Annotated in this window: 19 protein-coding genes; 9 read left to right on the top strand and 10 right to left on the bottom strand. The window is 64.6% G+C overall.

Annotation, left to right across the window (positions count from 1 at the left end; translation table 11 throughout):
• Positions 1 to 24: 24 nt before the first annotated feature.
• Genes CG471_RS12375 through CG471_RS12350 form a run of 6 tightly spaced genes read left to right on the top strand, consistent with a single transcriptional unit; the run spans position 25 to position 6233 of the window.
• The gene (locus CG471_RS12375; protein ID WP_099232069.1) at positions 25 to 1641 is read left to right on the top strand and encodes a tetratricopeptide repeat protein; all 1617 of its coding nucleotides are present in this window, start codon (positions 25 to 27) and stop codon (positions 1639 to 1641) included.
• A gap of 17 nt (positions 1642 to 1658) precedes the next feature.
• Entirely contained in the window at positions 1659 to 2519 is an 861-nt protein-coding gene (locus CG471_RS12370; RefSeq protein ID WP_099232068.1) for a 4-(cytidine 5'-diphospho)-2-C-methyl-D-erythritol kinase, read from the top strand.
• Positions 2516 to 3232, top strand: coding sequence for an N-formylglutamate amidohydrolase (locus tag CG471_RS12365; RefSeq protein ID WP_099232067.1), 717 nt, complete (start codon positions 2516 to 2518; stop codon positions 3230 to 3232). Before CG471_RS12370 ends, CG471_RS12365 begins: the two co-directional genes overlap by 4 nt.
• Before the next feature lie 51 nt (positions 3233 to 3283).
• Positions 3284 to 3640, top strand: a complete 357-nt coding sequence (locus tag CG471_RS12360) for a hypothetical protein (RefSeq protein ID WP_099232066.1) — start codon at positions 3284 to 3286, stop codon at positions 3638 to 3640.
• The gene (locus CG471_RS12355) at positions 3640 to 5031 is read left to right on the top strand and encodes an NAD(P)H-hydrate dehydratase (RefSeq protein ID WP_180275699.1); all 1392 of its coding nucleotides are present in this window, start codon (positions 3640 to 3642) and stop codon (positions 5029 to 5031) included. Before CG471_RS12360 ends, CG471_RS12355 begins: the two co-directional genes overlap by 1 nt.
• Positions 5028 to 6233: a class I SAM-dependent RNA methyltransferase gene (locus CG471_RS12350; protein ID WP_099232064.1), complete on the top strand. Its 1206-nt coding sequence runs from the start codon at positions 5028 to 5030 to the stop codon at positions 6231 to 6233. Before CG471_RS12355 ends, CG471_RS12350 begins: the two co-directional genes overlap by 4 nt.
• Before the next feature lie 163 nt (positions 6234 to 6396).
• On the opposite strand, the gene CG471_RS12345 is transcribed toward CG471_RS12350, so the two are convergent.
• The 7 genes from CG471_RS12345 to CG471_RS12315 form a co-directional block, all read right to left on the bottom strand.
• Positions 6397 to 7590 (bottom strand): type III PLP-dependent enzyme, encoded by a 1194-nt coding sequence (locus CG471_RS12345; protein WP_004207266.1) that lies wholly within the window; start codon positions 7588 to 7590, stop codon positions 6397 to 6399.
• A 260-nt stretch (positions 7591 to 7850) separates the two neighbouring features.
• Positions 7851 to 9023, bottom strand: coding sequence for a carboxynorspermidine decarboxylase (locus CG471_RS12340; protein ID WP_099232063.1), 1173 nt, complete (start codon positions 9021 to 9023; stop codon positions 7851 to 7853).
• Positions 9024 to 9030: 7 nt separating this feature from the next.
• A complete protein-coding gene (locus CG471_RS12335) occupies positions 9031 to 10122 on the bottom strand; it encodes an alpha/beta fold hydrolase (RefSeq protein ID WP_099232062.1) in 1092 nt (363 codons plus the stop codon).
• Positions 10123 to 10223: 101 nt separating this feature from the next.
• Positions 10224 to 11429, bottom strand: a complete 1206-nt coding sequence (locus CG471_RS12330; RefSeq protein WP_004207263.1) for a saccharopine dehydrogenase family protein — start codon at positions 11427 to 11429, stop codon at positions 10224 to 10226.
• 82 nt (positions 11430 to 11511) lie between these two features.
• Positions 11512 to 11859, bottom strand: a complete 348-nt coding sequence (locus CG471_RS12325) for a GFA family protein (RefSeq protein ID WP_004207262.1) — start codon at positions 11857 to 11859, stop codon at positions 11512 to 11514.
• A 27-nt stretch (positions 11860 to 11886) separates the two neighbouring features.
• Complete coding sequence (locus CG471_RS12320; protein WP_099232061.1) at positions 11887 to 13509, bottom strand: cisplatin damage response ATP-dependent DNA ligase; 1623 nt, start codon at positions 13507 to 13509, stop codon at positions 11887 to 11889.
• Complete coding sequence (locus CG471_RS12315; protein ID WP_099232081.1) at positions 13509 to 14501, bottom strand: ligase-associated DNA damage response exonuclease; 993 nt, start codon at positions 14499 to 14501, stop codon at positions 13509 to 13511. The genes CG471_RS12320 and CG471_RS12315 overlap by 1 nt, the downstream gene beginning before the upstream one ends.
• Positions 14502 to 14633: 132 nt before the next feature.
• Between CG471_RS12315 and CG471_RS12310 the strand changes: the two genes are divergently transcribed.
• On the top strand, positions 14634 to 15857 hold the full coding sequence (locus CG471_RS12310) for a DUF3419 family protein (protein ID WP_099232060.1): 1224 nt from the start codon (positions 14634 to 14636) through the stop codon (positions 15855 to 15857).
• Entirely contained in the window at positions 15854 to 16498 is a 645-nt protein-coding gene (locus CG471_RS12305) for a class I SAM-dependent methyltransferase (protein ID WP_099232059.1), read from the top strand. The genes CG471_RS12310 and CG471_RS12305 overlap by 4 nt, the downstream gene beginning before the upstream one ends.
• A 9-nt stretch (positions 16499 to 16507) precedes the next feature.
• Here CG471_RS12305 and CG471_RS12300 read toward each other — a convergent pair whose 3' ends face one another.
• From CG471_RS12300 to murI, 3 genes are all read right to left on the bottom strand, one after another.
• Complete coding sequence (locus CG471_RS12300) at positions 16508 to 17569, bottom strand: class I SAM-dependent methyltransferase (RefSeq protein ID WP_099232058.1); 1062 nt, start codon at positions 17567 to 17569, stop codon at positions 16508 to 16510.
• A 135-nt stretch (positions 17570 to 17704) separates the two neighbouring features.
• Entirely contained in the window at positions 17705 to 18931 is a 1227-nt protein-coding gene (hemA, locus tag CG471_RS12295) for a 5-aminolevulinate synthase (protein ID WP_010337893.1), read from the bottom strand.
• A 182-nt stretch (positions 18932 to 19113) separates the two neighbouring features.
• Positions 19114 to 19917, bottom strand: coding sequence for a glutamate racemase (gene murI / locus CG471_RS12290; protein ID WP_099232057.1), 804 nt, complete (start codon positions 19915 to 19917; stop codon positions 19114 to 19116).
• Positions 19918 to 20016: 99 nt separating this feature from the next.
• Here murI and CG471_RS12285 point away from each other — a divergent pair, with 99 nt between their 5' ends.
• The gene (locus tag CG471_RS12285; RefSeq protein ID WP_099232056.1) at positions 20017 to 20559 is read left to right on the top strand and encodes a sugar O-acetyltransferase; all 543 of its coding nucleotides are present in this window, start codon (positions 20017 to 20019) and stop codon (positions 20557 to 20559) included.
• Position 20560: the final 1 nt, after the last annotated feature.

Here is a 20560-nt window from a genome sequence, read left to right as displayed (position 1 = left end):
GGCCTGATTCCAGGACTGTTGCTGATGCTGCCGGCTGCGGCCGGCGCATCGGTTGATCCCGATATGGCCTTGCATGCCTATGCCCGTGCGCGCCTTGCCGATGGTGAAGGCGCGCTGGGCGTTGCGGTCGACAGCTATCGTGTGGCCCTCGCCGGCGATCCGACCAGCCTTGCCATTGCCCGTCGTTCCTACGTCCAGGCATTGGAAAGCGGCGACATGCCGCTGGCGCTGCAATCGGCCGCATTGCTGGATGAGGGCGGCATGCTGCCGCGGGACGGTACCTTGCTGCTGATTTGCGACGCGTTGGGGCGCAAGGATTGGGCGGCGGCGCAGACCTTCACCGATCGCCTGGTGGAGGAAGGCAATTTCTCCTTCCTCGCCCCGATCGTGCAAAGCTGGATATCGCTGGGCCAGCGCCGCTATGTGCCGCCCGTCATCGACAGCAAGGACAAGTTCGGGGCGCTGGGCGCCCGCTATCTCGACGAGCATCTTGCGTTGCAGGCCATGGCGCGGGGCGACAAGGAAGAGGCCATTGGCGCGATGCGCCGTGCCTTGGGCTTGCGCGTGACGGACGACGAAGCGCTGCGCCTGACCTTCGCCGCGCAACTGGCCGGACGCCGGGCAAAGGCAGATGCCCTGGCCCTGCTCCCCGCCGATGAGGCGAGCTTCGCCAAGGCCCGTACGGACGTTGCCCGCGGCAAGGTGCCGGGAGCGATTGCCGCGCCCTTCACACCCAGGCAGGGCTTTGCGCAATTGTTGGCCCGCCTCGCGGTCGACATCGCGTCCGATGAAACAGGCACGGCGCTGGGCATTCGCCTGGCGCGGATCGCGACCTTTGCCGATCCGGCCGCTGCCGAGCCGCATCTGGTGGCGGCGAAGCTGCTGGTGGCGGGTGATCTCGCCAATTATGCGGCGGTGGAAGCGCGCAAGGTGTCTGTCGCTGGCTGGTATGGCACGCTCGCCCAGGCAGAACTGGTCGAGGCACTGGCGGCATCAGGAGATCGCGACGGCGCGATTGCACTGGCACAGAGCCTGGCATCGGCTCTCAACGCTGAGCCGGAACGCCTTGTAAGGCTTGGACGATTGCTGGCAGACTCCGGTGATTTCGACGGCGCTGCGTCGGCCTTTCATCGTGCGCAGGCGGGCTATTCGGCCGACAGCCTGCCTTGGGCGCTGCTGTTGTTTGAAGGCAGTGCGCTTGAGCAGGGGAAGCGGTGGGACGAGGCTCGTGAGGTGTTGGAAAATGCGGCCGTGATGGCCCCGAATGAACCGGTCATCCTCAATTATCTCGGCTATGCCCAGATCGAACGGCGGCAGAATGTCGATGTGGCGCTCGACCTGCTGAAAAAGGCGAGTGCGCTCAAGCCCCAGGATGCCTCGATCACGGACTCGCTCGGCTGGGCCAAGTTCGTGACCGGCGACGTCAAGGGCGCAGTCCCGGTGCTGGAACGCGCCGCAGCGGGAGCGCCCGGCGATGCCACGATCAACGAACATCTGGGCGACGCACTGTGGACCGCCGGTCGCCGCTATGAAGCGCGCTATGCCTGGCGCGCAGCGGCGGTCTTCGCGGAGGGGGATGTCGCCAATCGGCTTGATGCCAAGGCCCGTGAAGGCTTGAAACCCGAATATGCTGCGCCCTGAGATTACATCGAAATTTTGTGAATACTTCCGAACAACTAACTGAAATTGCTTATGCGAAGGTCAATCTGGCCTTGCATGTGCGCGAGCGCCGCGCGGATGGCTATCATGCGCTGGAAAGCCTGTTCGTCTTTGCCGAGGATGGGGATATTCTTCATGCCCGGCAGCGCGACGATGGTGTCATCAGGCTCGCCGTGGAAGGCCCTTGCGGCGCGGGCCTGAGCGGTGACGATGACAATCTGGTCATGCGAGCGGCGCGGTGCCTTCAGGCGGCCACCGGGATAACGGCCGGCGCCGATATTCGGCTCGACAAGCGACTGCCGGTTGCATCCGGCATTGGTGGTGGCTCGGCGGACGCCGCCGCGACGCTGCGCTTACTGATGCGCCTCTGGAACTTCGTGGTAGAAGATACTGTATTACAGCAATTATCCCTGTTGCTCGGTTCGGACGTACCGGCCTGCTTGGCCAGTACGACGCAACTTGTGCGCGGCCGTGGCGAACTGCTAGAGGCGCAGGCACTGGATGACCTGTCGGGCCGGCCGATGCTGCTGGTCAATCCGCGGGTCGGCGTCTCGACGGCATCGGTCTTTGCCGGCTGGGACAGGATCGATCGCGGCCCGCTCGATGCGCTGGATATTGATGGGCTTGCGCGCGACGGGCGCAATGATCTGGAGGCGCCGGCTCTGCTGTTGGCGCCTGTGATCGGTGAAGTGCTGGAGGCGTTGCAGGCGCAAAGGCCCCGGCTGGCGCGCATGTCCGGGTCGGGCGCGACCTGTTTCGCGCTGTTCGATGACGAGCAGAGAAGGGGGCAGGCGGCGGACGCATTGCGCCGCGATCATCCGGATTGGTGGGTGATGGAAACGAGGATCAGGACATCATGAGCGAAGTCTTCACCACCGTGCGCGAGGGCGATCTCGACCTGCTGATCATCGTCGATCATGCCTCGGCCCATGTCCCCCACGATATCGACCTGGGCATCGATACGGCGCTGCTTCGCGAACATATCGCGATCGACATCGGCGTGGCGGAGGTCAGCCAGTTGCTCGCGGCGCAATTGAACTGCTCCGCGATCCTGGCCGGTATCTCCCGCCTGGTCATCGATCTCAACCGCGAAGAGGATGCACCCGGCCTGCTGCCGGTGATGAGTGACGGCCATGCCATTCCAGGTAATCGGGACGCTGATCTGGCCGAACGGATGCGCCGCTTCCATCATCCCTATCATCAGCAGGTGGCGGCCATGCTCGACGGCATGACGTCACCCTTCATCCTGTCCGTACATAGCTTCACGCCGCGCCTGACGAGCGATCCCGAGCAGCAGCGGCCTTGGGATATCGGCATTCTCTATAATCAGGATGATCGGGCGGCGCGGATCGCCATTCCGATGCTGGAGGCGGCGGGGCTGAATGTCGGCGACCAACTGCCCTATTCAGGGCAATTGCTCAACGCGACCATGAACCGCCATGCGGAAGCCAATGGCATCCCCTATCTAGGGATCGAGATGCGGCAGGATCTGGTTGACGATGCTGCGGGGCAGCGCCGCTTTGCCGATCTGCTCGGACCGATCGTGCTGGAGTGCCGTAACCGACTGAGTTGATGGTCGGGCCTGGCGCGTTGGGTTATAAGGATGTCGAAAGGGGATATTCTGATGGGGCTGCGATTGTCTGGCGCATTATTGCTGGCGGGGCTGGCCTTGGCGGGATGTGACGGCAAGGGCGGCGGGAGCGGGGCTATCGCCGATGACGACAACTTGATCGACTGCGCGATCGGCAAGGGCGATTGGTCGCGGGCGTGCGGCGTCGAACGCGACGGCGACATGCTGACCCTGCGTCATCCCGACGGCGGGTTCCGGCGGCTCAGGATCGTGCAGGACGGGCGTGGCCTGGTTTCGGCCGATGGTGCCGAGGACGCAAAGCTCACCATCATCGACAAGGGGCTCATCCAAGTGGCGATCGGTGTCGACCAGTATCGGCTGCCCGCTACCGTGGCGGCCAAGCCGAATTGATGGCGCCCGACCCGATATTGACGGCAGCAGCCATGCGCGCGGCCGAGCAGGCGGCGTTTGATGCTGGGGTTGATCCCTATGAACTGATGGAACGAGCCGGTGCGGCGGCGGCGCAGATCATCTGGCGTGCTGGGCATCGACGGGACGCGCTGATCCTCTGTGGTCCTGGCAATAATGGCGGTGATGGATTTGTTATCGCGCGTATATTGCGCGAACTGGGCGTACCGGTGCGGGTCGCCTCCCTGGGTGATAGCCGCACTGAGTCCGCCCAGCGGGCCAGGACATTATGGGACGGCCCGGTAGAGCCGCTGGCCGATGCCGCGCCGGCGGCGCAACTGGTCGACGCGCTGTTCGGCACGGGGCTGACGCGCGGCCTGGATGCGGCGGTGGCGGAGCGGTTGGGCGCATTGGTAGCGCATGCCAATCACAGCTATGCGATCGATCTGCCGAGCGGGGTGGGGACGGATGATGGCCTGCTATTATCGGCGGTGCCGAAGTTCGACGTGACGATCGCATTGGGCGCGTTCAAGCCCGCGCATCTGTTGCAGCCGGCGGCTAGCCTCATGGGAAAACTGGTGCGGGCGGACATCGGCCTGACCATGCCGCACGACATGCATGTGCTTGCACCGCCGCGGCTTCGCGCGCCTGACGCCGTTGCGCATAAATATAGCCGAGGTCTGGTTGGGGTTGTTGCCGGCTCCATGCCGGGCGCGGCAGCGCTGGCGGCAGCCGCGGCGGCCCATTCCGGTGCCGGCATGGTGAGGCGCTATGATGCTTCACCGTGCGAGGCAGGGCCGCACGCCATCGTTCATCAGCAGATTGAGGATGAAGCTGTCCTGAGCGATGCTCTTTCCGACCCTCGGCTGGCGGCCGTGCTGGTCGGTCCGGGTTTGGGCCGGGAGGATGGGGCGCAGGCGCGGCTTGACGCTGCGCTGGCCTGCGGACGGCCGCTGGTGCTGGACGCCGATGCGCTCACCTTGCTGGCAGGAAGGGCGTCTACCCATGTACCGGCCGGATCGATCCTGACCCCGCATGAAGGCGAGTTCGTCCGGCTGTTCGGCGATCTGCCGGGCAGCAAGATCGATCGGGCGCTGGCCGGTGCGCGCATGGCGAGGTCGGTTGTGGTCTATAAGGGCGCGGATTGCGTGATCGCCGCGCCGGATGGCCGGGTGGCGATGGCGCGGGGCGCGTCGACCTGGTTGTCGACCGCCGGCACGGGCGATGTGCTGGCGGGCCTGGCCGCCGGGCGACTGGCTGTGACGGGTGATCCATTCCGTGCGGCGTGCGAGGCTGTGTGGTTGCATGGAGAGGTCGCGCACCGGGCCGGGCCGGCTTTTGTCGCGGATGATTTGCTTGCCGCGCTTCCAGCCGCTATCGGCTCGCGGCTGTGACCCAAGATAATGATCTCATCCTCCGCATCGCCGCCAAGGGCGATGGCGTCACCGCCGACGGGCGGCATTTCGCACTGGTAGCACCGGGCGACCGGATCGCTGCCGACGGCAGCATCATCGCTGGCCCGCATCATGTCGACGCGCCCTGCGTCCATTTTCCCGGCTGCGGTGGCTGCGAGCTGCAGCAGATTGACGAGCCGAGCCTCGCTGATTTCGTCAGCGCCCGCGTGACCGGCGCCTTGGCCGGGCAGGCCGTAGTGCCGCAGACGGTGCTGCCGGCCCATGTCTCGCCGCCGTGCACGCGTCGCCGAGCCTCGCTGCGCGCCGCGCGGCAGGGCAAGCGGATCACCATCGGCTTCGCCGAGCAGGGCAGCCATGTGCTGGTCGACCTGACGATGTGCGAGATCCTCGATCCGCGCCTGTTCGCGCTGATCGCGCCGCTGCGGACGATGCTGCTGACCTGCCTACCCGACAAGCGCGCCGCGCATGTGCGCATGTCGCTGACCGATCAGGGCGTCGACCTGCTGCTGGAAGGCGTGAAGGTCGAGGGGCTGGCGGCGGACGAGGCGCTGGGCGATTTCGCCCGCGGGCACGCTCTGGCACGGCTGACCATCGACCAGGGCGATGGCCCGGAGACGCGGTGGGAGCCAGAGCCGGTGAGCGTCAGCTTTGGTGGCGTCGCGGTCGGCTTCCCGCCCTATTCCTTCCTGCAGGCGACACCCGATGGCGAGGCGGCGTTGGTCAAGGCAGTGCAGGATGCGTTGCCGGCGACCGGCGCGGTGGCGGACCTGTTCTGTGGCCTTGGCACCTTTGCGCTGGCGATCGGCGCCAATCGGCCGGTCTATGCGGCGGAAGGTGCGCGCGATCTGGTGCTGTCGCTCAAGCTTGCCGGCCATCGCGCGCAGCGGCGCATGGTGGCGGATCATCGCGACCTGTTCCGCCGCCCGCTGACGCCCGAGGAACTGAACCGCTTTGCCGCCGTGGTGATCGATCCGCCCCGTGCGGGTGCGCGCGAACAGGCGATGCAACTGGCGCAGTCGACCGTGCCGCTGATCGCCTATGTCTCGTGCAATCCGGGCAGCTTTGCCCGCGATGCCGCGCATCTGGTGGCGGGTGGCTATGTGCTCGACAGCGTCATGCCGGTCGGCCAGTTCCGCTGGTCCACCCATGTCGAGATGGTCGGGATTTTCCGGCGCCCCTGAGCGATTTTCTACGAAGTTCACACCGTCGTGGAGGGGTGAAATGCCCCAAAGAAAATCCCTCGCTGCGAGGGGGCGGCAGCGAGGGATATAGTCTTTCGTTCGATCCTCGGCCTATGCGGGCCGTTGGACGGGCATCCTCTCCTAAAGGGGAGCGGCGCCCGTCTTAACCGAGCTTGATGACAGTTGCGCGACGACGGGCCGGCAGCGTTTCGGCATAGAGGCTGGCCATCGGCTCGTCCGACACTTCGATCGTCGATTCCGAGGTGAAGCCGTTGAAGCCGGTGCGCATCGCCGCGCCATAGGCGCCGAGCATGCCGATCTCGATATAGTCGCCGACCTTCACGTCCGCCGGGAGCATGAACGGGCCGACCATATGGTCCATGTCGTCGCAGGTCGGGCCATAGAAGGAGAAGCCTTCCAGCTCTTCCTCGCTCTCATCCTCGCGCAGCAGGGCGACGGGGAAGCGCCAGCCGATATGCGCGGCATCGAACAGCGCGCCATAGGCGCCGTCGTTGATGTAGAGTTCCTGGCCACGGCGGCGTTCGACGCGCACGATGATCGAGCTATATTCCGCCGACAGCGCGCGGCCGGGTTCGCACCACAGTTCCGACGAGTAGCTGACCGGTAGGCTTTCAAAGCCACGGTGGATCGCTTCGAAATAATTTTCGAGCGCGACCGGCTCCATGCCCGGATAGATGGACGGGAAGCCGCCGCCGACATCGATGATGTCGACCGTGACGGCTGCGTCCACGATCGCGGCGCGCACGCGCTCGATCGCATCGCTATAGGCCTGGGGGCTCATCGCCTGGCTACCGACATGGAAGCAGATGCCCAGCGCATCGGCGGCCTGACGGGTTGCCATCAGCAGCTCGCGGGTCTCGCCCAGCTCCGCGCCGAACTTCGACGCCAGGCTGAGTTCCGAATGTTCGGATGAAACGCGCAGGCGCACGCACAGCTCCAGATCGGTCGCATCGCCGGTGGCGCGCATGATCTTTTCCAGCTCGTCGATCGTGTCGAGCGAGAAGGTGCGCACGCCATGGACATGGTACGCTTCTGCGATCGCTTCCTCGGCCTTGACCGGGTGCATGAAGCAGAGCTTGGCCTTGCCTTCGAGCGTTTCGGCAACGAGACGCACTTCGGCGATCGAGGCCACGTCGAAATGCGTGATGCCCGAATCGAAAAGCGTACGGATCAGATCAGGAGACGGATTCGCCTTGACTGCATAGAGCGAGCGACCCGGAAACTTCTCAGTGAAGAAGCGGGCGGCCCGAGCTGCGGCTTCGGGACGGATCAGCGTTACCGGTGCTGCCGGTGTGAGGGCGGTCGCTACCCCCAGCGCGCTATGATGCTTGTGCAACTCAAGGGACCTCCAGTGTAGTTCAGAGCGAAAAAGCTGCCTTGCGGTGGAAGTCCCATGGGGCAGCGAGCGGCCGATATATGCGGTGGGGTCCCCCCTGTAAAGCGCATATGAAAATTTTGTTGCGCAGCCCGCTATGAAACGTGCGTCATCCTGGATGGGGCGTTGAAAAGACAGGATATTTCGGCCGGACGAAAGATAGTTTCCGCAAAATTAACGCGGAATTTCACACGCCCGGCCGGGCAGAAACAGGAATGGAATCAGGACAGGCGGCCCTTGAAATCCGCGTAGGAAAAGCTGCGGATTTCCCGGAGTTCATCGCTCTGGGAATTCCACAGCCAGATGGCGGGCAGGGGCACGCCGTTGAAGGTGTTGGTCTTCACCATCGAATAATGGGCCTGGTCCAGGAAGGCGATGCGGGCGCCCGGTTCGGCGCCGCCAGGCACCCGATAATCGCCGATGATATCGCCCGCCAGGCAGGATGGACCGCCCAGGCGCGTGACCGGGCCTTCGTCCTGCTCATGCAGCATGGCGGGGCGATAGGGTGCCTCGATCACGTCGGGCATGTGGCAGGTGGCGCTGATGTCGGTGATCGCGACGGGCATGCCATTGTCGATCACGTCCAGGATCTCGCCGATCAGGATGCCCGCATCGAGCGCCATCGCCTCGCCCGGCTCGATATAGAGTTCAAGCCCGGTCTGCGCCTTGATCGCCTGAAGGAAGGCGATCAGCTCGTCGATCTGGTAGTCGGCGCGGGTGACATGGTGACCACCGCCGAAGTTCAGCCATTTGAGGCCGGCGATATGGGGCATGACATAGGGTTCGATTGCCGCCCAGGTGCGCTGGAGCGGCAGGAAATCCTGTTCGCACAGATTATGGACGTGGAGGCCGTCGACGCCGTCCAGATGCTCGGCGCGCAACTGGTCGATCGGGAAGCCCAGGCGGCTGTGCGGCTGCGAGGGGTCATATTTGGGCACCTCGCCCTCCGGGTGGAGCGGATTGATGCGCAGACCGATGTCGAAGATGCGGCCGTCGGCACGGGCGGCGTCGATCACCGGCTTCATGCGGGCGATCTGGCCGGGGCTGTTGAAGATCACATGGTCGGAAATCTTGAGGATTTCGGCGAGATCGTCGGGCTTGTAGGCGGCGCAATAGGTCGCGACCTCGCCCTGATATTCCTCGCGGCCTAGGCGCGCTTCATAGATGCCCGAGGCGCAGACGCCGTCGAGATATTCGCCCAGCACGCCGCCCAGCGACCACATGGAAAAGGCCTTGAGCGCGCCCAGCACCTTGATCCCGGCCCGATCGCCGATATCGCGCAGCACCGACAGGTTGCGCCGCACGGCGGCCTCATCGACAACGAAGGCGGGCGAGGGGACGCGATACAGGTCGAAATGGGCGAAAGCGGCGGGATCGCCGGCCTTGGTTTCCATGAAATTATTACTCCTGATCCGCCAGCGGGCGGACATCGTTGATCAGGGCCTTGAGGACCAGGCCGGGTTCCTCGACCATCGTCATATGGGCCGAATGCTCGAACCAGATGGTCTTCTTGGCGGGGGCTTTCAACCGCTCCATCCACTGCGCGGCGAGCGGCGAGGGCACGGTATAGTCGGTGCGGCCGAGCAGCATGATGACCGGCAGCTTCATCTCGCGGACCTTGGCGAAGCTGACGTCCGCAACGCGGGGCCACAGGGTGGTGGTCGAAAATTCGCTGCCCGCAGCCCAAGCCTTGCGGTCTTCGGGCGTATAGTCGGGTGACAGGCGCGGGGTCTGGAAATAGAGCGTCGGGTCGGGCCGGTCGGCCATCAGCGAGCCATAGGGAATGGCGTAGCGGCGCCAGCCATCCGCCTTGTCGATCGTGAACGGCCCGCTGTCGGGATAGGGGGCGAGCGCCTCGATCGCCTTCACGGCATCGGTGTTGCCGGCCTTCCTTGCCTGCGCGATGGTCCAGTCCATGCCCATGCGTTCGCCGGCGCGGAAGTCGATCGCCTGGCCCATGCCGATATAGGCATAGAGCAGGTCGGGCCGCTTGATCGCGACCGATAGGCCCACCGCCGAGCCCCAGCTATGGCCGAGCAGGAAGACCTTGCGCTTGCCATAGCGGGCCTTGAGATAGTCGATCAGTTCGATGGCATCGTCGCGATAGCGATCCAGTGTCATGGTCGGCGCGATCACCTTGGGATCGTTCAGCGCATAGCTTTTGCCAGCGCCGCGCTGGTCCCACTGGACGATGGTGAAGAAATCCTCCCATGGCCGCTGGAACGACCAAGCAAAGGGCATTTCCACCGCGCCGGGGCCGCCATGGACATAGATAAGAATTGGGTTGGCGCGATCGGCGCCGCGCACATTGATCGCCTGCCGCGCGCCGCCCAAGGTCACGACCAGATTTTCCTGGACGCCATTCGGCGTCACGATCCGGTTGACGTCGGCGACGATGGCCTTGGCAGGGGCATAGGGATCGGCGGGCTGCTGCGCAGAAACCGGCGCTCCAAAAAGAGAAAGCGCCAGAACGGCGCTCATCAGCTTTCGCATTCCATCCCCTCCATCATCCCGCTGTCACGGAACAACATGCCGCCCCACTCCTATGAACGCGAGGTTCAATGAGTGGAGCGGCATGTGATATCGCGTGTCGCTTAGAAGGCCAGCGGCGCGTCCAGTTCCTTCACCTGCCAGGGCAGGCCATGCTTGTTGAGCATATCCATGAAGGGATCGGGATCAAACTGCTCGATGTTGAACACGCCTTCGCCCTTCCAGGCGCCGGTCAGCATCATGGCGGCGCCGATCATCGCGGGCACGCCAGTGGTGTAGCTGACCGCCTGGTTGCCGGTTTCGGCATAGGCGTCCTCATGGTCGCAGACCTGATAGATATAGACGGTCTTTTCCTGACCATCCTTCTGGCCGGTCGCGATGTCGCCGATATTGGTCTTGCCCTTGGTGGTCGAACCCAGGCTCGACGGTTCGGGCAGGACGGCCTTCAGGAACTGCAGCGGAATGATTTCCTGGCCATTATAGATGACCGGATCGATCCGGGTCATGCCGACATTCTGCAGCACTTCGAGATGCTTCAGATAGGCGTCGCCGAAGGTCATCCAGAAGCGGATGCGCTTGATTTCGGGATAGTGGGTGGCGAGGCTTTCCAGTTCCTCATGATACATGAGGTACATGTTCTTTTCGCCGACCTGGTCGAAGTCGAACACCTGCTTGTGGCTCAATGCCGGGCCTTCGACCCATTCGCCGTTCAGCCAGTGACGCGACGGAGCGGTCACTTCGCGGATGTTGATTTCCGGATTGAAGTTGGTGGCGAAATGCTGGCCATGGTCGCCGCCATTGCAGTCGAGAATGTCGAGCGTGTCGATCGTGTCGAGCAGATGCTTCTTGATGTAGCTGGCGAACACGCTGGTGACGCCCGGATCGAAGCCCGAACCCAGCAGCGCCATGATGCCGGCTTCCTTGAAGCGTTCCTGATAGGCCCACTGCCAGCTATATTCGAACTTGGCAGTGTCGCGCGGTTCGTAATTGGCGGTGTCGAGATAGTCGGTCTTGGTCGCGAGGCACGCGTCCATGATCGCCAGATCCTGATAGGGCAGCGCCAGGTTCACGACCAGCTTGGGCTGGACCTTCTGGATGAGGGCGATGGTCTCTTCGACATTGTCGGCGTCGACCTGGGCCACGTCGATATCCACGCCGACCAGCTTCTTCACCGATTCGGCGACCTTCTCGCAGCTGATGAGGCGGCGGCTGGCCAGCGTGATGTGGCTGAAAATATCAGGGTTCATCGCCATCTTGTGGACCGCGACAGACCCGACGCCGCCTGCGCCGATGACCAGAACCTTGCTCAATTCAACTGCTCCATAACTGTGGTCGCGCCGGACGCGCGAAAGCGCCCATATAGGGGCGTCGCGTGACAGAGCAAAGTCAGAGTTAGAAGCTGGCCCCGTCGATCTTCTGGATGGTCAGTGCTTCAATATCGATCGCAGGCACGCATCGCAGGTTGATCGCGCGCATTTCACCCTGGGGCGACTTGCCGAGCGCGAAGGCTTCCGTCCCGCAGGTCTTGCAGAATTGATGCGTGATGGCGTGCTTGTAGAAGAGATAGTCGGTCAGTTGATCGGCGCCGCTGTCGAGGCGGAACTGGTCGACCGGAACGAAGGTCAGGATGAAGCCCTTGCGGCCGCAATGCGAGCAGTTGCAGCTCATCGCCTCGCTGGGCGGATCGGCATCGACGGTGAAGGTTACGGCGCCGCAATGGCAGCTTCCGCTATAGGCCATCCTCGTTCTCCTTCTGGTCCCTATGCTTCAACTGACCAGACGCTTCAATCCCTCGACCGTATCGGCTTCCGCTGCCGGCTTGTCCTTGCGGATGCGGGCGATGCGGGGGAAGCGCATGGCGAGGCCGGACTTGTGGCGCTTGCTGTCATGGATGGAGTCGAACGCGACCTCCAGCACCAGCGTCTTTTCGACTTCGCGGACCGGGCCGAAGCGGTTCACCGTATTGCCCCGGACAAAGCGGTCGAGCCATTTGAGTTCCTCGTCGGTGAACCCGCTATAGGCCTTGCCCACCGGCAGCAATTCGCCCCCATTTTCCGGATCACCCGTCCAGCAGCCGAATGTATAATCCGAATAGAAGGAGGAGCGTTTGCCATGGCCGCGCTGGGCATACATCATGACGCAGTCGGCGGTCAGTGGATCACGCTTCCATTTGTACCAGAGCGCGGCCTTGCGCCCCGCGACATAGGGGCTGTCGCGGCGCTTGAGCATCACCCCCTCGATCGCGGCATCGCGGGCGCCGGCCCGGATGTCAGCCAGCGCCGCGAAATCGGGCGCGTCAATGACGGCGGAGAGGTCGAAACGGTCGGGGGATAGTTGCGCCATATAGGCTTCGAGGCGCGCGCGGCGGTCGGTCCAGGGCAGGGCGCGCAGGTCCTCGTCGCCCTCGATCAGCAGGTCATAGAGGCGGACGAAGGCGGGATAATCGGCCATCATCTTGGCGCTCACTGCCTTGCGGCCGAGCCGCTGTTGCAGGGCGTTGAAGCTGGCCGCAGCGCCTCCATGTTCTTTGGCGCCCTGAAACTCCCCCTTCACCAGCAATTCGCCGTCCAGCACGGCGTGACCGGTGAAGGCCTGCGCGATTTCGGGGAAGCTGCCCGTGATGTCGTCGCCAGCGCGGCTGTAGAGGCGCGTCTCGCCTCCATTTTTTGGGCCGGTGCCGACGATCTGGATGCGGATGCCGTCCCATTTCCATTCGGCGGCATAGTCGGCAAGGTCGACGCTGTCGGCTTCCAGCGGATGGGCGAGCATGAACGGGCGGAAATAGGGCGTGCCCTCCGGATCGGGGCGGGCGCCGCGGCCTTCGGCCCAGTCGAACAGGGCGGCATAGGGCGGAGCGAGGGCGTGCCAGACCTGTTCGACATCATCGACGTCGAGCCCGAAAGCCTGGGCAAAGCCGGTCTTGGCGAGGCGGGCGGATATCCCCACCCGCAGGCCGCCAGTGGCAAGCTTCAGCAGGGCGAAACGGCCCGATGTGTCGAGATGATCCATCATCTGCGCCAGCGCATCCGGTGCGGCGGCGCGGCTGACATTGTTCAGCCGGTCGATGACGCCGGACAGGCTGAGCGAGCCGTCGTCCAGTTCGGCGGGTTCATTGCCGGGGCGGGGCCAGAGCAGAGCAACGGTTTCGGCCAGATCGCCGACATAATCGCGGCTCATCTCGAAGAGGACGGGATCGGTGCGGGCGCGGATCATCTCGCCGATGGCCGACGCCTTCACCGCCTTGAGGTCGAGATTGCCGGTCAGCGCCGCCAGCGCCCAACCCCGGTCGGGATCGGCGGCTTCGCGCATATAGGCGGCGATCAGCGCCAGCTTGCCATTGCGCGAGCGGGTGTAGACGAGGCCGTCGAGCAGTTGGGAAAAGGCGCGCATTACCCTTCCTCCTCATCCTCGCGGCCCACCAGTGCCAGCGCGCGGGCGCGATATTGGTGGGTCATGCACCAGTGGAGCAGGGCTTCCTCGCGGCCATGGGTGATCCAGGTCTCGCTCGGCGCGACTTCGCGGATCGTGTCGGTCAGTTCGTCCCAGTCGGCATGGTCGGAAATGACCAACGGCAGTTCGACGTTGCGCTGCCGGGCGCGCTGGCGCACCCGCATCCAGCCCGACGCCATGGCGGCAATCGGGTCGGGCAGGCGGCGGCTCCAGCGATCGTTGAGCGCGGATGGCGGCGCCAGCACGATGGCGCCGCGCATGTCCTTTGCCGGGACGCCAGTCGCGCCGCGCAACTTCCCCATGTCGACGCCGAAATCCTGGTAGAGCGCACACATGCGTTCGAGCGCGCCATGGATATAGATGGGGTCATGATGGCCGCGCGCCCGCAACTCGCAGATCACCCGCTGCGCCTTGCCAAGCGCGTAGGCGCCGACCAGCACGCAGCGATCGGGATTGGCATGGAGCGCATGGAGCAGCCGGTCCATCTCGCTGCCGGTGTCGGGATGACGGAAGACGGGCAGGCCGAAGGTCGCTTCGGTCACGAAGATGTCGCAGGGCACCGGCTCGAACGGCAGGCAGGTCGGGTCGGGGCGGCGTTTATAGTCGCCGGTCACCACCACCCGCTCGCCGGCATGATCCAGGATGATCTGCGCCGACCCCAGCACATGACCGGCGGGGACATAGCGGATGGTGCCGCCGCCCAGCCTGATCTCCTCGTCATAGCCGACCGCCGTGCCGCTGGCCGTGCCATAGCGCAGCGCCATGATCGCCAGCGTTTCCCGCGTGGCCCAGACATGGCCATGGCCGCCACGCGCATGATCGGCATGGCCATGGGTGACGAGCGCCCGTTCCTGCGGCTGGGACGGGTCGATCCACGCATCGGCGGGGCGGACATAGATGCCGGTGGGGTGGGATTCGATCCAGTGCGCCATCAGATGCAGAAGATGGGAAAGGCGGTCCCGGTTCCGCAAGGGGCGTCATCATGGCGTAACCCAGCGGTCATGCGCACGACACGCGCCTGCCCTATCGGCCGACCGAACGACCCGGCAGCGAGGAGTGCGCCCATGGCCGCATCGGCCCACAAGAAAGTCACCAATGCGGTGCATCGTCACCGTCATCTGTCGAAGCAGGGGCTGCTGGAACGCGCCTTCACTTTCGCCTTCCGTGGCCTTGTCTATGCCCAGATTTGGGAAGATCCGGCCGTCGACATGGAAGCGCTGGCGATCACGCCCGACAGCCATGTGGTGACGATCGCGTCGGGCGGCTGCAATGTCCTCTCCTACCTGACCGCCGATCCGGCGAAGATCACCGCGGTCGACCTCAACACCGCCCATATCGCGCTCAACCGGCTGAAGCTGATGGCGGCGCAGACGCTGCCCGATCATGCCGCCTTCCACCGTTTCTTTGCGCGGGCGGACGACAAGGCGAATATCGCCGCCTATCGCGCGGTCGTGGCACCGCACCTGGATGAGTCGACGCGCCGTTATTGGGAGGGGCGCGACATGACCGGCCGCCGTCGCATCGGTGGCTTTGCGCGGGGCATCTACAGGCATGGCCTGCTCGGCCGTTTCATCGGCGCGGCGCATCTGCTCGCCCGGCTGCATGGCGTGAACCCCAAGCGGATGCTCGACGCGCAGAGCCGCGAGGAGCAACTGGCGATCTTCGAGCGGGAATTGGCGCCGATCTTCGACAAGGGCTTCGTCCGCTGGCTGACCAGCCAGCCCGCCTCGCTGTTCGGCCTCGGCATACCGCCCGCGCAGTTCGAGGCGCTGGCCGGCGACGACCGGATGGACAATGTGCTGAAGGCGCGGCTCAAGAAACTGGCCTGCGACTTCGACCTCAAGGACAATTATTTCGCCGTGCAGGCGTTCGGGCGCGGCTATGCAGGCGGCGAAGGGCCATTGCCGCCCTATCTGCAGGCAGCCAATCATCGCGCAGTGCGCGACCGGGCCGAGCGGGTCGATGTGCGCCACATCAACTTCACCGACTTCCTGACCAGTCAGCCGGCGGCATCGTGCGACCGCTATATCCTGCTCGATGCGCAGGACTGGATGGATGACGAGCAGCTGAATGCGCTCTGGGCGCAGATCACCCGGACGGCCAAGCCCGACGCGCGCGTGCTGTTCCGCACGGCTGGCGAACCGAGCATCCTGCCCGGCCGGGTCGCCGATGATGTGCTGGCCCATTGGGATTATCGGGCCGATGCCTCGCGCGACTATACCGCGCGCGATCGCTCGGCCATCTATGGCGGCGTGCATCTCTATGTGCTGAAAGGCGCTGACGCATGAGCGGCCATGGGCAACTGATGGACGGGGTCTATCGCTACCAGCGGCATATTTATGACCTGACCCGTAAATATTATCTGCTGGGTCGTGACGGGCTGATCGCCGATCTCGATCCGCCCGCCGGCGGCGCCGTGCTGGAGATTGGCTGCGGCACCGGCCGCAACCTGATCGCGGTGGGCAAGGCCTGGCCCAAGGCGCGGCTCTATGGCGTCGATATCAGCGATGCGATGTTGGACACGGCGCGCGCCTCGGTCGCCAGGGCGGGCATGGCGGATCGGGTGACATTGGCGCAGGGCGATGCCTGCGGCTTCGATCCGCAGGCGCTGTTCGGTCGGGCAAGCTTCGAGCGGGTGTTCATCAGCTATGCCCTGTCGATGATCCCCGAATGGGAAATGGCACTGGTCCAGGCGGCACGCTGCGTCGCGCCGGGCGGCAAGCTGGAGATCGTGGATTTCGGTCAGCAGGAGGAATTGCCGACGCTCTGGAAACAGGCGCTGTTCGGCTGGCTGGAGCGGTTCCACGTTTCGCCCCGGCGCGAACTCAACGGCGCGATCAACCGGCTGGCACAGGATATGGGCGGCTTTCCCCATGTCCGGACGCTCTATCGCGGCTATGCGGTCAGGGGCGGGCTGATCCGCGTTTGAGTGAGCGGGCTACCAGGCTTCCAGCACCATGTTGAACGGCCCATCGGCAGCGCGACGCACATTTGCAAACCCGCCGCTGCGGATAACCTCCGTCAGTCGGGCTTCGCCTGCCTGGGCGCCCAGGCCCTCGCCGACCTCCTGATCCAGCGAGGTCGGGACGCAGATCATGGTGGAGGCATTGTAATAGAGCCGGCCGACCGGATTGAAATTGTCCTGCGGGCGATTGCCGGCCGCTGGCTCCACGATCATCCAGCTGCCACCGGCGGCCAATATCCGCCGCATATGGCTCGCGCAGCCACGCGGATCGCCCATGTCATGCAGGCAATCATACATGGTCACCAGGTCGAAGTCGCCTTCCGGCACCTCCTTTGCCGTGGCAACCTCGAACTGAACCCTGTCCGCCAGCCCATGGGCTGCGGCATGGCGCCGCGCTTCCTCGATCGATGGCGCATGGAAATCATAGCCGATGAAACGACTCTCCGGATAGGCCTGCGCCATCAGCAGGGTCGAAAAGCCCACGCCACATCCGACATCGGCCACCTTGGCACCCACGCGCAATTTCGCTTCCACGCCTTGCAGGGCAGGGATCCAATATTGGACGATATTATTGACATAGCCGGGGCGGAAGAAGGCGCCGGTCGCACAGAAAAGACAGCCGGCATGATCGCCCCAGCGTACACCGCTGCCGTTTCGGAAACATTCTTCCACCTTGGATTCCGCCTCGATCATCGCGGCGACCATCTCGAAAGCCGCAACCAGATAGACCGGGCTGTCGACATGGTGGAAGATCATCGCCTGTTCGGGCGTCATGCTGAATTGCTGCGTCGTCGGGTCGAAATCGACATAGCCATTTGCGGCCTGGGCATAGGCCCATTCGCGCACATAGCGCTCGTGCAGATTGCCGGCGCGCGTCGCCAGTTCGGCCGCGGATGCTGGCCCGTTCGCCAATATATCGAAAAGGCCAAGCCTTACCCCGATACGCACGGTCGGTACGCTCATCGCACCGCCAAGATCCCCGAGCATCTTGCTCGTAAAAGCGTGTAATTTGCCTTCGTCGATCGGTGCGGACATGGCGCGCTCCTCTCGCAGGACGCGCGACTCCGGCGCGTTCGCGCTGCCGCTATAACATATTCGCGCCCGAAAGACCCAGGCAGACACGCTGTCCTGCCCTGGGCCTTGGAAGAGGTAAGTGACCTGTCGGGACCGTCAGGCTGCCTGGCGTTCCAGCAGTTCCAGTTCCAGCCGATCCCAGATTTCGACCAGTGCCGACACCAGGTCGCGCATCATCTCTTCATTATGGGCCGGGCCGGGGGTGAAGCGTAGCCGCTCCGTGCCGCGCGGCACGGTGGGATAGTTGATCGGCTGCACATAGGCGCCATATTCGGCAAGCAGGATGTCGCTGATCCGCTTGGCCTTGACCGGATCGCCCACCATCAGCGGCACGATATGGGTGACCGAGTTCATCACCGGCAGGCCCGCGTCGCGCATGAGTTGCTTGAGCTTGGCCGCCGATGCCTGCTGGCCTTCGCGCTCGGCGCTGGAGCCCTTCAGGTGGCGCACGCTCGCCAGCACGCCGGCGACCAGCACGGGCGAGAGCGAGGTGGTGAAGATGAAGCCGGGCGCATAGCTGCGGATCACGTCGACGATCATCTGGTCGGCGGCGATATAGCCGCCCATCACGCCGAACGCCTTGCCCAGCGTGCCTTCGATGATGGTCAGGCGATGGGCGACATCGTCGCGCTCCGAAATGCCGCCGCCGCGCGCGCCATACATGCCCACGGCATGGACTTCGTCGAGATAGGTGAGGGCGTTGAACTCGTCGGCCAAGTCGCAGATTTCCGCGATCGGTGCCACGTCGCCGTCCATCGAGTAGACGCTTTCGAAGGCGATCAACTTGGGCGCCTCGGGATCTTCGGCGGCGAGAAGTTCGCGCAGATGATCGAGATCATTGTGACGGAAGACGCGCTTTTCGCAGCCCGAATTGCGGATGCCCGCGATCATCGAGGCGTGGTTCAGCTCGTCCGAAAAGATGATGCAGCCTGGCAGGATCTTGGCGAGGGTGGAGAGCGTCGCTTCGTTCGAGACATAGCCCGAGGTGAAGAGCAGGGCCGCTTCCTTGCCATGCAGATCGGCGAGTTCTGCCTCCAGGTCTACATGATAATGGGTGTTGCCGCCGATATTGCGGGTGCCGCCCGATCCGGCGCCGACATCATGGAGCGCTTCCTCCATGGCGGCGACCACCTTGGGATGCTGGCCCATGGCGAGATAATCGTTCGAGCACCAGACGGTGATCGGCTTCGGGCCGTTATGGCCGTGGAAGCAGCGGGCATTGGGGAACGCGCCCTTGTTACGCAGGATGTCGATGAACACGCGATAGCGGCCCTCGCTGTGGAGCCGGTCGATCGCCTGCGAAAAGATATGCTTGTAATTCACTACGCCGTTCTTCCCGTTGCTCGCGCGCCGGTTCTTCTATGGTCGCGCCATCCTCTGCCTGAGGAGAGCATTTACCTGCGCGGGCGTGCCATTACCAGCGATAACCACTCGCAACGATACGCGAAATTCCCTATCACTGTGAAAGACAGAATTCGCCATTGGACAAATGGCCTACCCCTGTTTCAGAGCGCATCGATCCGATCGAGGCCATAGCCGGCCAGTGCGCCGCGCAGCGCATCGACCTTGTCATCGATGCGGGTGAAGACGGCGATGCCGGGCGCGGGCGCATCCGGCCAGGGCTGGCCATCGGTCAGGAAGGCGATGCGCCGGGCGATCCCTTCGCCGCCATGGACGAAGCCCATCGGATGCGGCGCGGCGGCGGCAAGCTCTTGTTCTACCAGCGGAAAATGGGTGCAGGCGAGGACGACCATGTCCATCCGGTCGCCACCCGGCTGGTCGAGCAGGCCTGCCAGCGCGTCGCGGGCGATGGCGGGATCGAGCGTTTCGCCGCGCAGCTTCGCCTCCGCCAGTTGCACCAGCGCGGCGCTGCCATGGCGCAGCACGGTGCAGTCGGCGCCATGTTCGGCGGCAAGCCGATCGACATAGGGCTGTCGCACGGTGGCATTGGTGCCCAGCACGCCGAACACCCGGCTTTTGGACAATAGCGCCGCCGGCTTGATCGCCGGGACGGTGCCGACCACCGGAATGTCGAGCGCGGCGCGGACATGGGGGAGCGCGATGGTCGAGGCGGTGTTGCAGGCGATGACGGCAAGGCGCGGGCGATAGCGCTCCACCAGTCGACCGAGCAGGGCAGGCACGCGCGCGGCGATCTCCGCCTCGCTCTTGGTGCCATAGGGGAAGCCGGCGCTGTCGGCGGCATAGACGACCGGGGCGTTCGGCAAGGCGGCGCGGGCCGGGGCGAGAATGGACAGGCCCCCTACGCCGGAATCGAAGAAAAGGATGGGAGCGTCTGGTGCGACCGTCATGCGCGCCTGTGTCGCGGCATGGGGCGGGAGTGTCAACGCCCGGTGCTTGCAAAGCGGGCCGGTCGCTGCCACCTCGCGGGCCGACCGAAGGAGAACAGGATGACGCAGCCCAGCATGAAACAGAAGATGATTGCGGGTGAGCCCTATCATGCGAGCGACCCGGAAATCATCGCGGACCAGCTGGCCGCAGCAGCATGGATGCAGCGTTTCAATGCGACCCTGCCGCCTGAACGTGAGGAACTGCTGCGCGAGCGACTGGGCGCGCTGGGGGCGGGATCGACGATCCGGCCGCCCTTCCACTGCGACTATGGCTTCAACATCTTCCTGGGCGCGGGCGTGTTCCTGAACTTCAACTGCGTCATCCTGGACGTCGTGCCGGTGACCATCGGCGACGGCACGCAGATCGGCACCGGGGTACAGATATTGACCGCCGATCATCCGCGCAATCCGGCCGAGCGCGCCACCGGCATCGAATGGGGCGTGCCGATCACCATCGGTCGCAATGTGTGGATCGGCGGCGGCGCGATCATCCTGCCCGGCGTGACGATCGGCGACGATGCCCTGATCGGTGCGGGCAGCGTGGTGACACGCGACGTGCCGGCCGGCGCAACCGTGGTCGGCAATCCCGCGCGGGTGCGGTAAA

It is taken from the genome of Sphingobium sp. IP1 (genome assembly GCF_002708645.1).
In the GTDB taxonomy this organism is placed as follows: Bacteria; Pseudomonadota; Alphaproteobacteria; order Sphingomonadales; family Sphingomonadaceae; genus Sphingobium; species Sphingobium yanoikuyae.
This window is presented reverse-complemented; position numbering and strand designations above follow the sequence as displayed.

Bases quoted from the DNA above. Each gene is read 5' to 3' on its own strand.
- CG471_RS12315 (WP_099232081.1), bottom strand. From the start codon at position 14,501: ATGGCGCACTGGATCGAATCCCACCCCACCGGCATCTATGTCCGCCCC.
- CG471_RS12305 (WP_099232059.1), top strand. From the start codon at position 15,854: ATGAGCGGCCATGGGCAACTGATGGACGGGGTCTATCGCTACCAGCGG.
- CG471_RS12335 (WP_099232062.1), bottom strand. From the start codon at position 10,122: ATGCGAAAGCTGATGAGCGCCGTTCTGGCGCTTTCTCTTTTTGGAGCG.
- CG471_RS12320 (WP_099232061.1), bottom strand. From the start codon at position 13,509: ATGCGCGCCTTTTCCCAACTGCTCGACGGCCTCGTCTACACCCGCTCG.
- CG471_RS12300 (WP_099232058.1), bottom strand. From the start codon at position 17,569: ATGTCCGCACCGATCGACGAAGGCAAATTACACGCTTTTACGAGCAAG.
- CG471_RS12285 (WP_099232056.1), top strand. From the start codon at position 20,017: ATGACGCAGCCCAGCATGAAACAGAAGATGATTGCGGGTGAGCCCTAT.
- CG471_RS12355 (WP_180275699.1), top strand. From the start codon at position 3,640: ATGGCGCCCGACCCGATATTGACGGCAGCAGCCATGCGCGCGGCCGAG.
- CG471_RS12375 (WP_099232069.1), top strand. From the start codon at position 25: ATGCTGCCGGCTGCGGCCGGCGCATCGGTTGATCCCGATATGGCCTTG.
- murI (WP_099232057.1), bottom strand. From the start codon at position 19,917: ATGACGGTCGCACCAGACGCTCCCATCCTTTTCTTCGATTCCGGCGTA.
- CG471_RS12340 (WP_099232063.1), bottom strand. From the start codon at position 9,023: ATGGAAACCAAGGCCGGCGATCCCGCCGCTTTCGCCCATTTCGACCTG.
- CG471_RS12325 (WP_004207262.1), bottom strand. From the start codon at position 11,859: ATGGCCTATAGCGGAAGCTGCCATTGCGGCGCCGTAACCTTCACCGTC.
- CG471_RS12365 (WP_099232067.1), top strand. From the start codon at position 2,516: ATGAGCGAAGTCTTCACCACCGTGCGCGAGGGCGATCTCGACCTGCTG.
- CG471_RS12360 (WP_099232066.1), top strand. From the start codon at position 3,284: ATGGGGCTGCGATTGTCTGGCGCATTATTGCTGGCGGGGCTGGCCTTG.
- CG471_RS12310 (WP_099232060.1), top strand. From the start codon at position 14,634: ATGGCCGCATCGGCCCACAAGAAAGTCACCAATGCGGTGCATCGTCAC.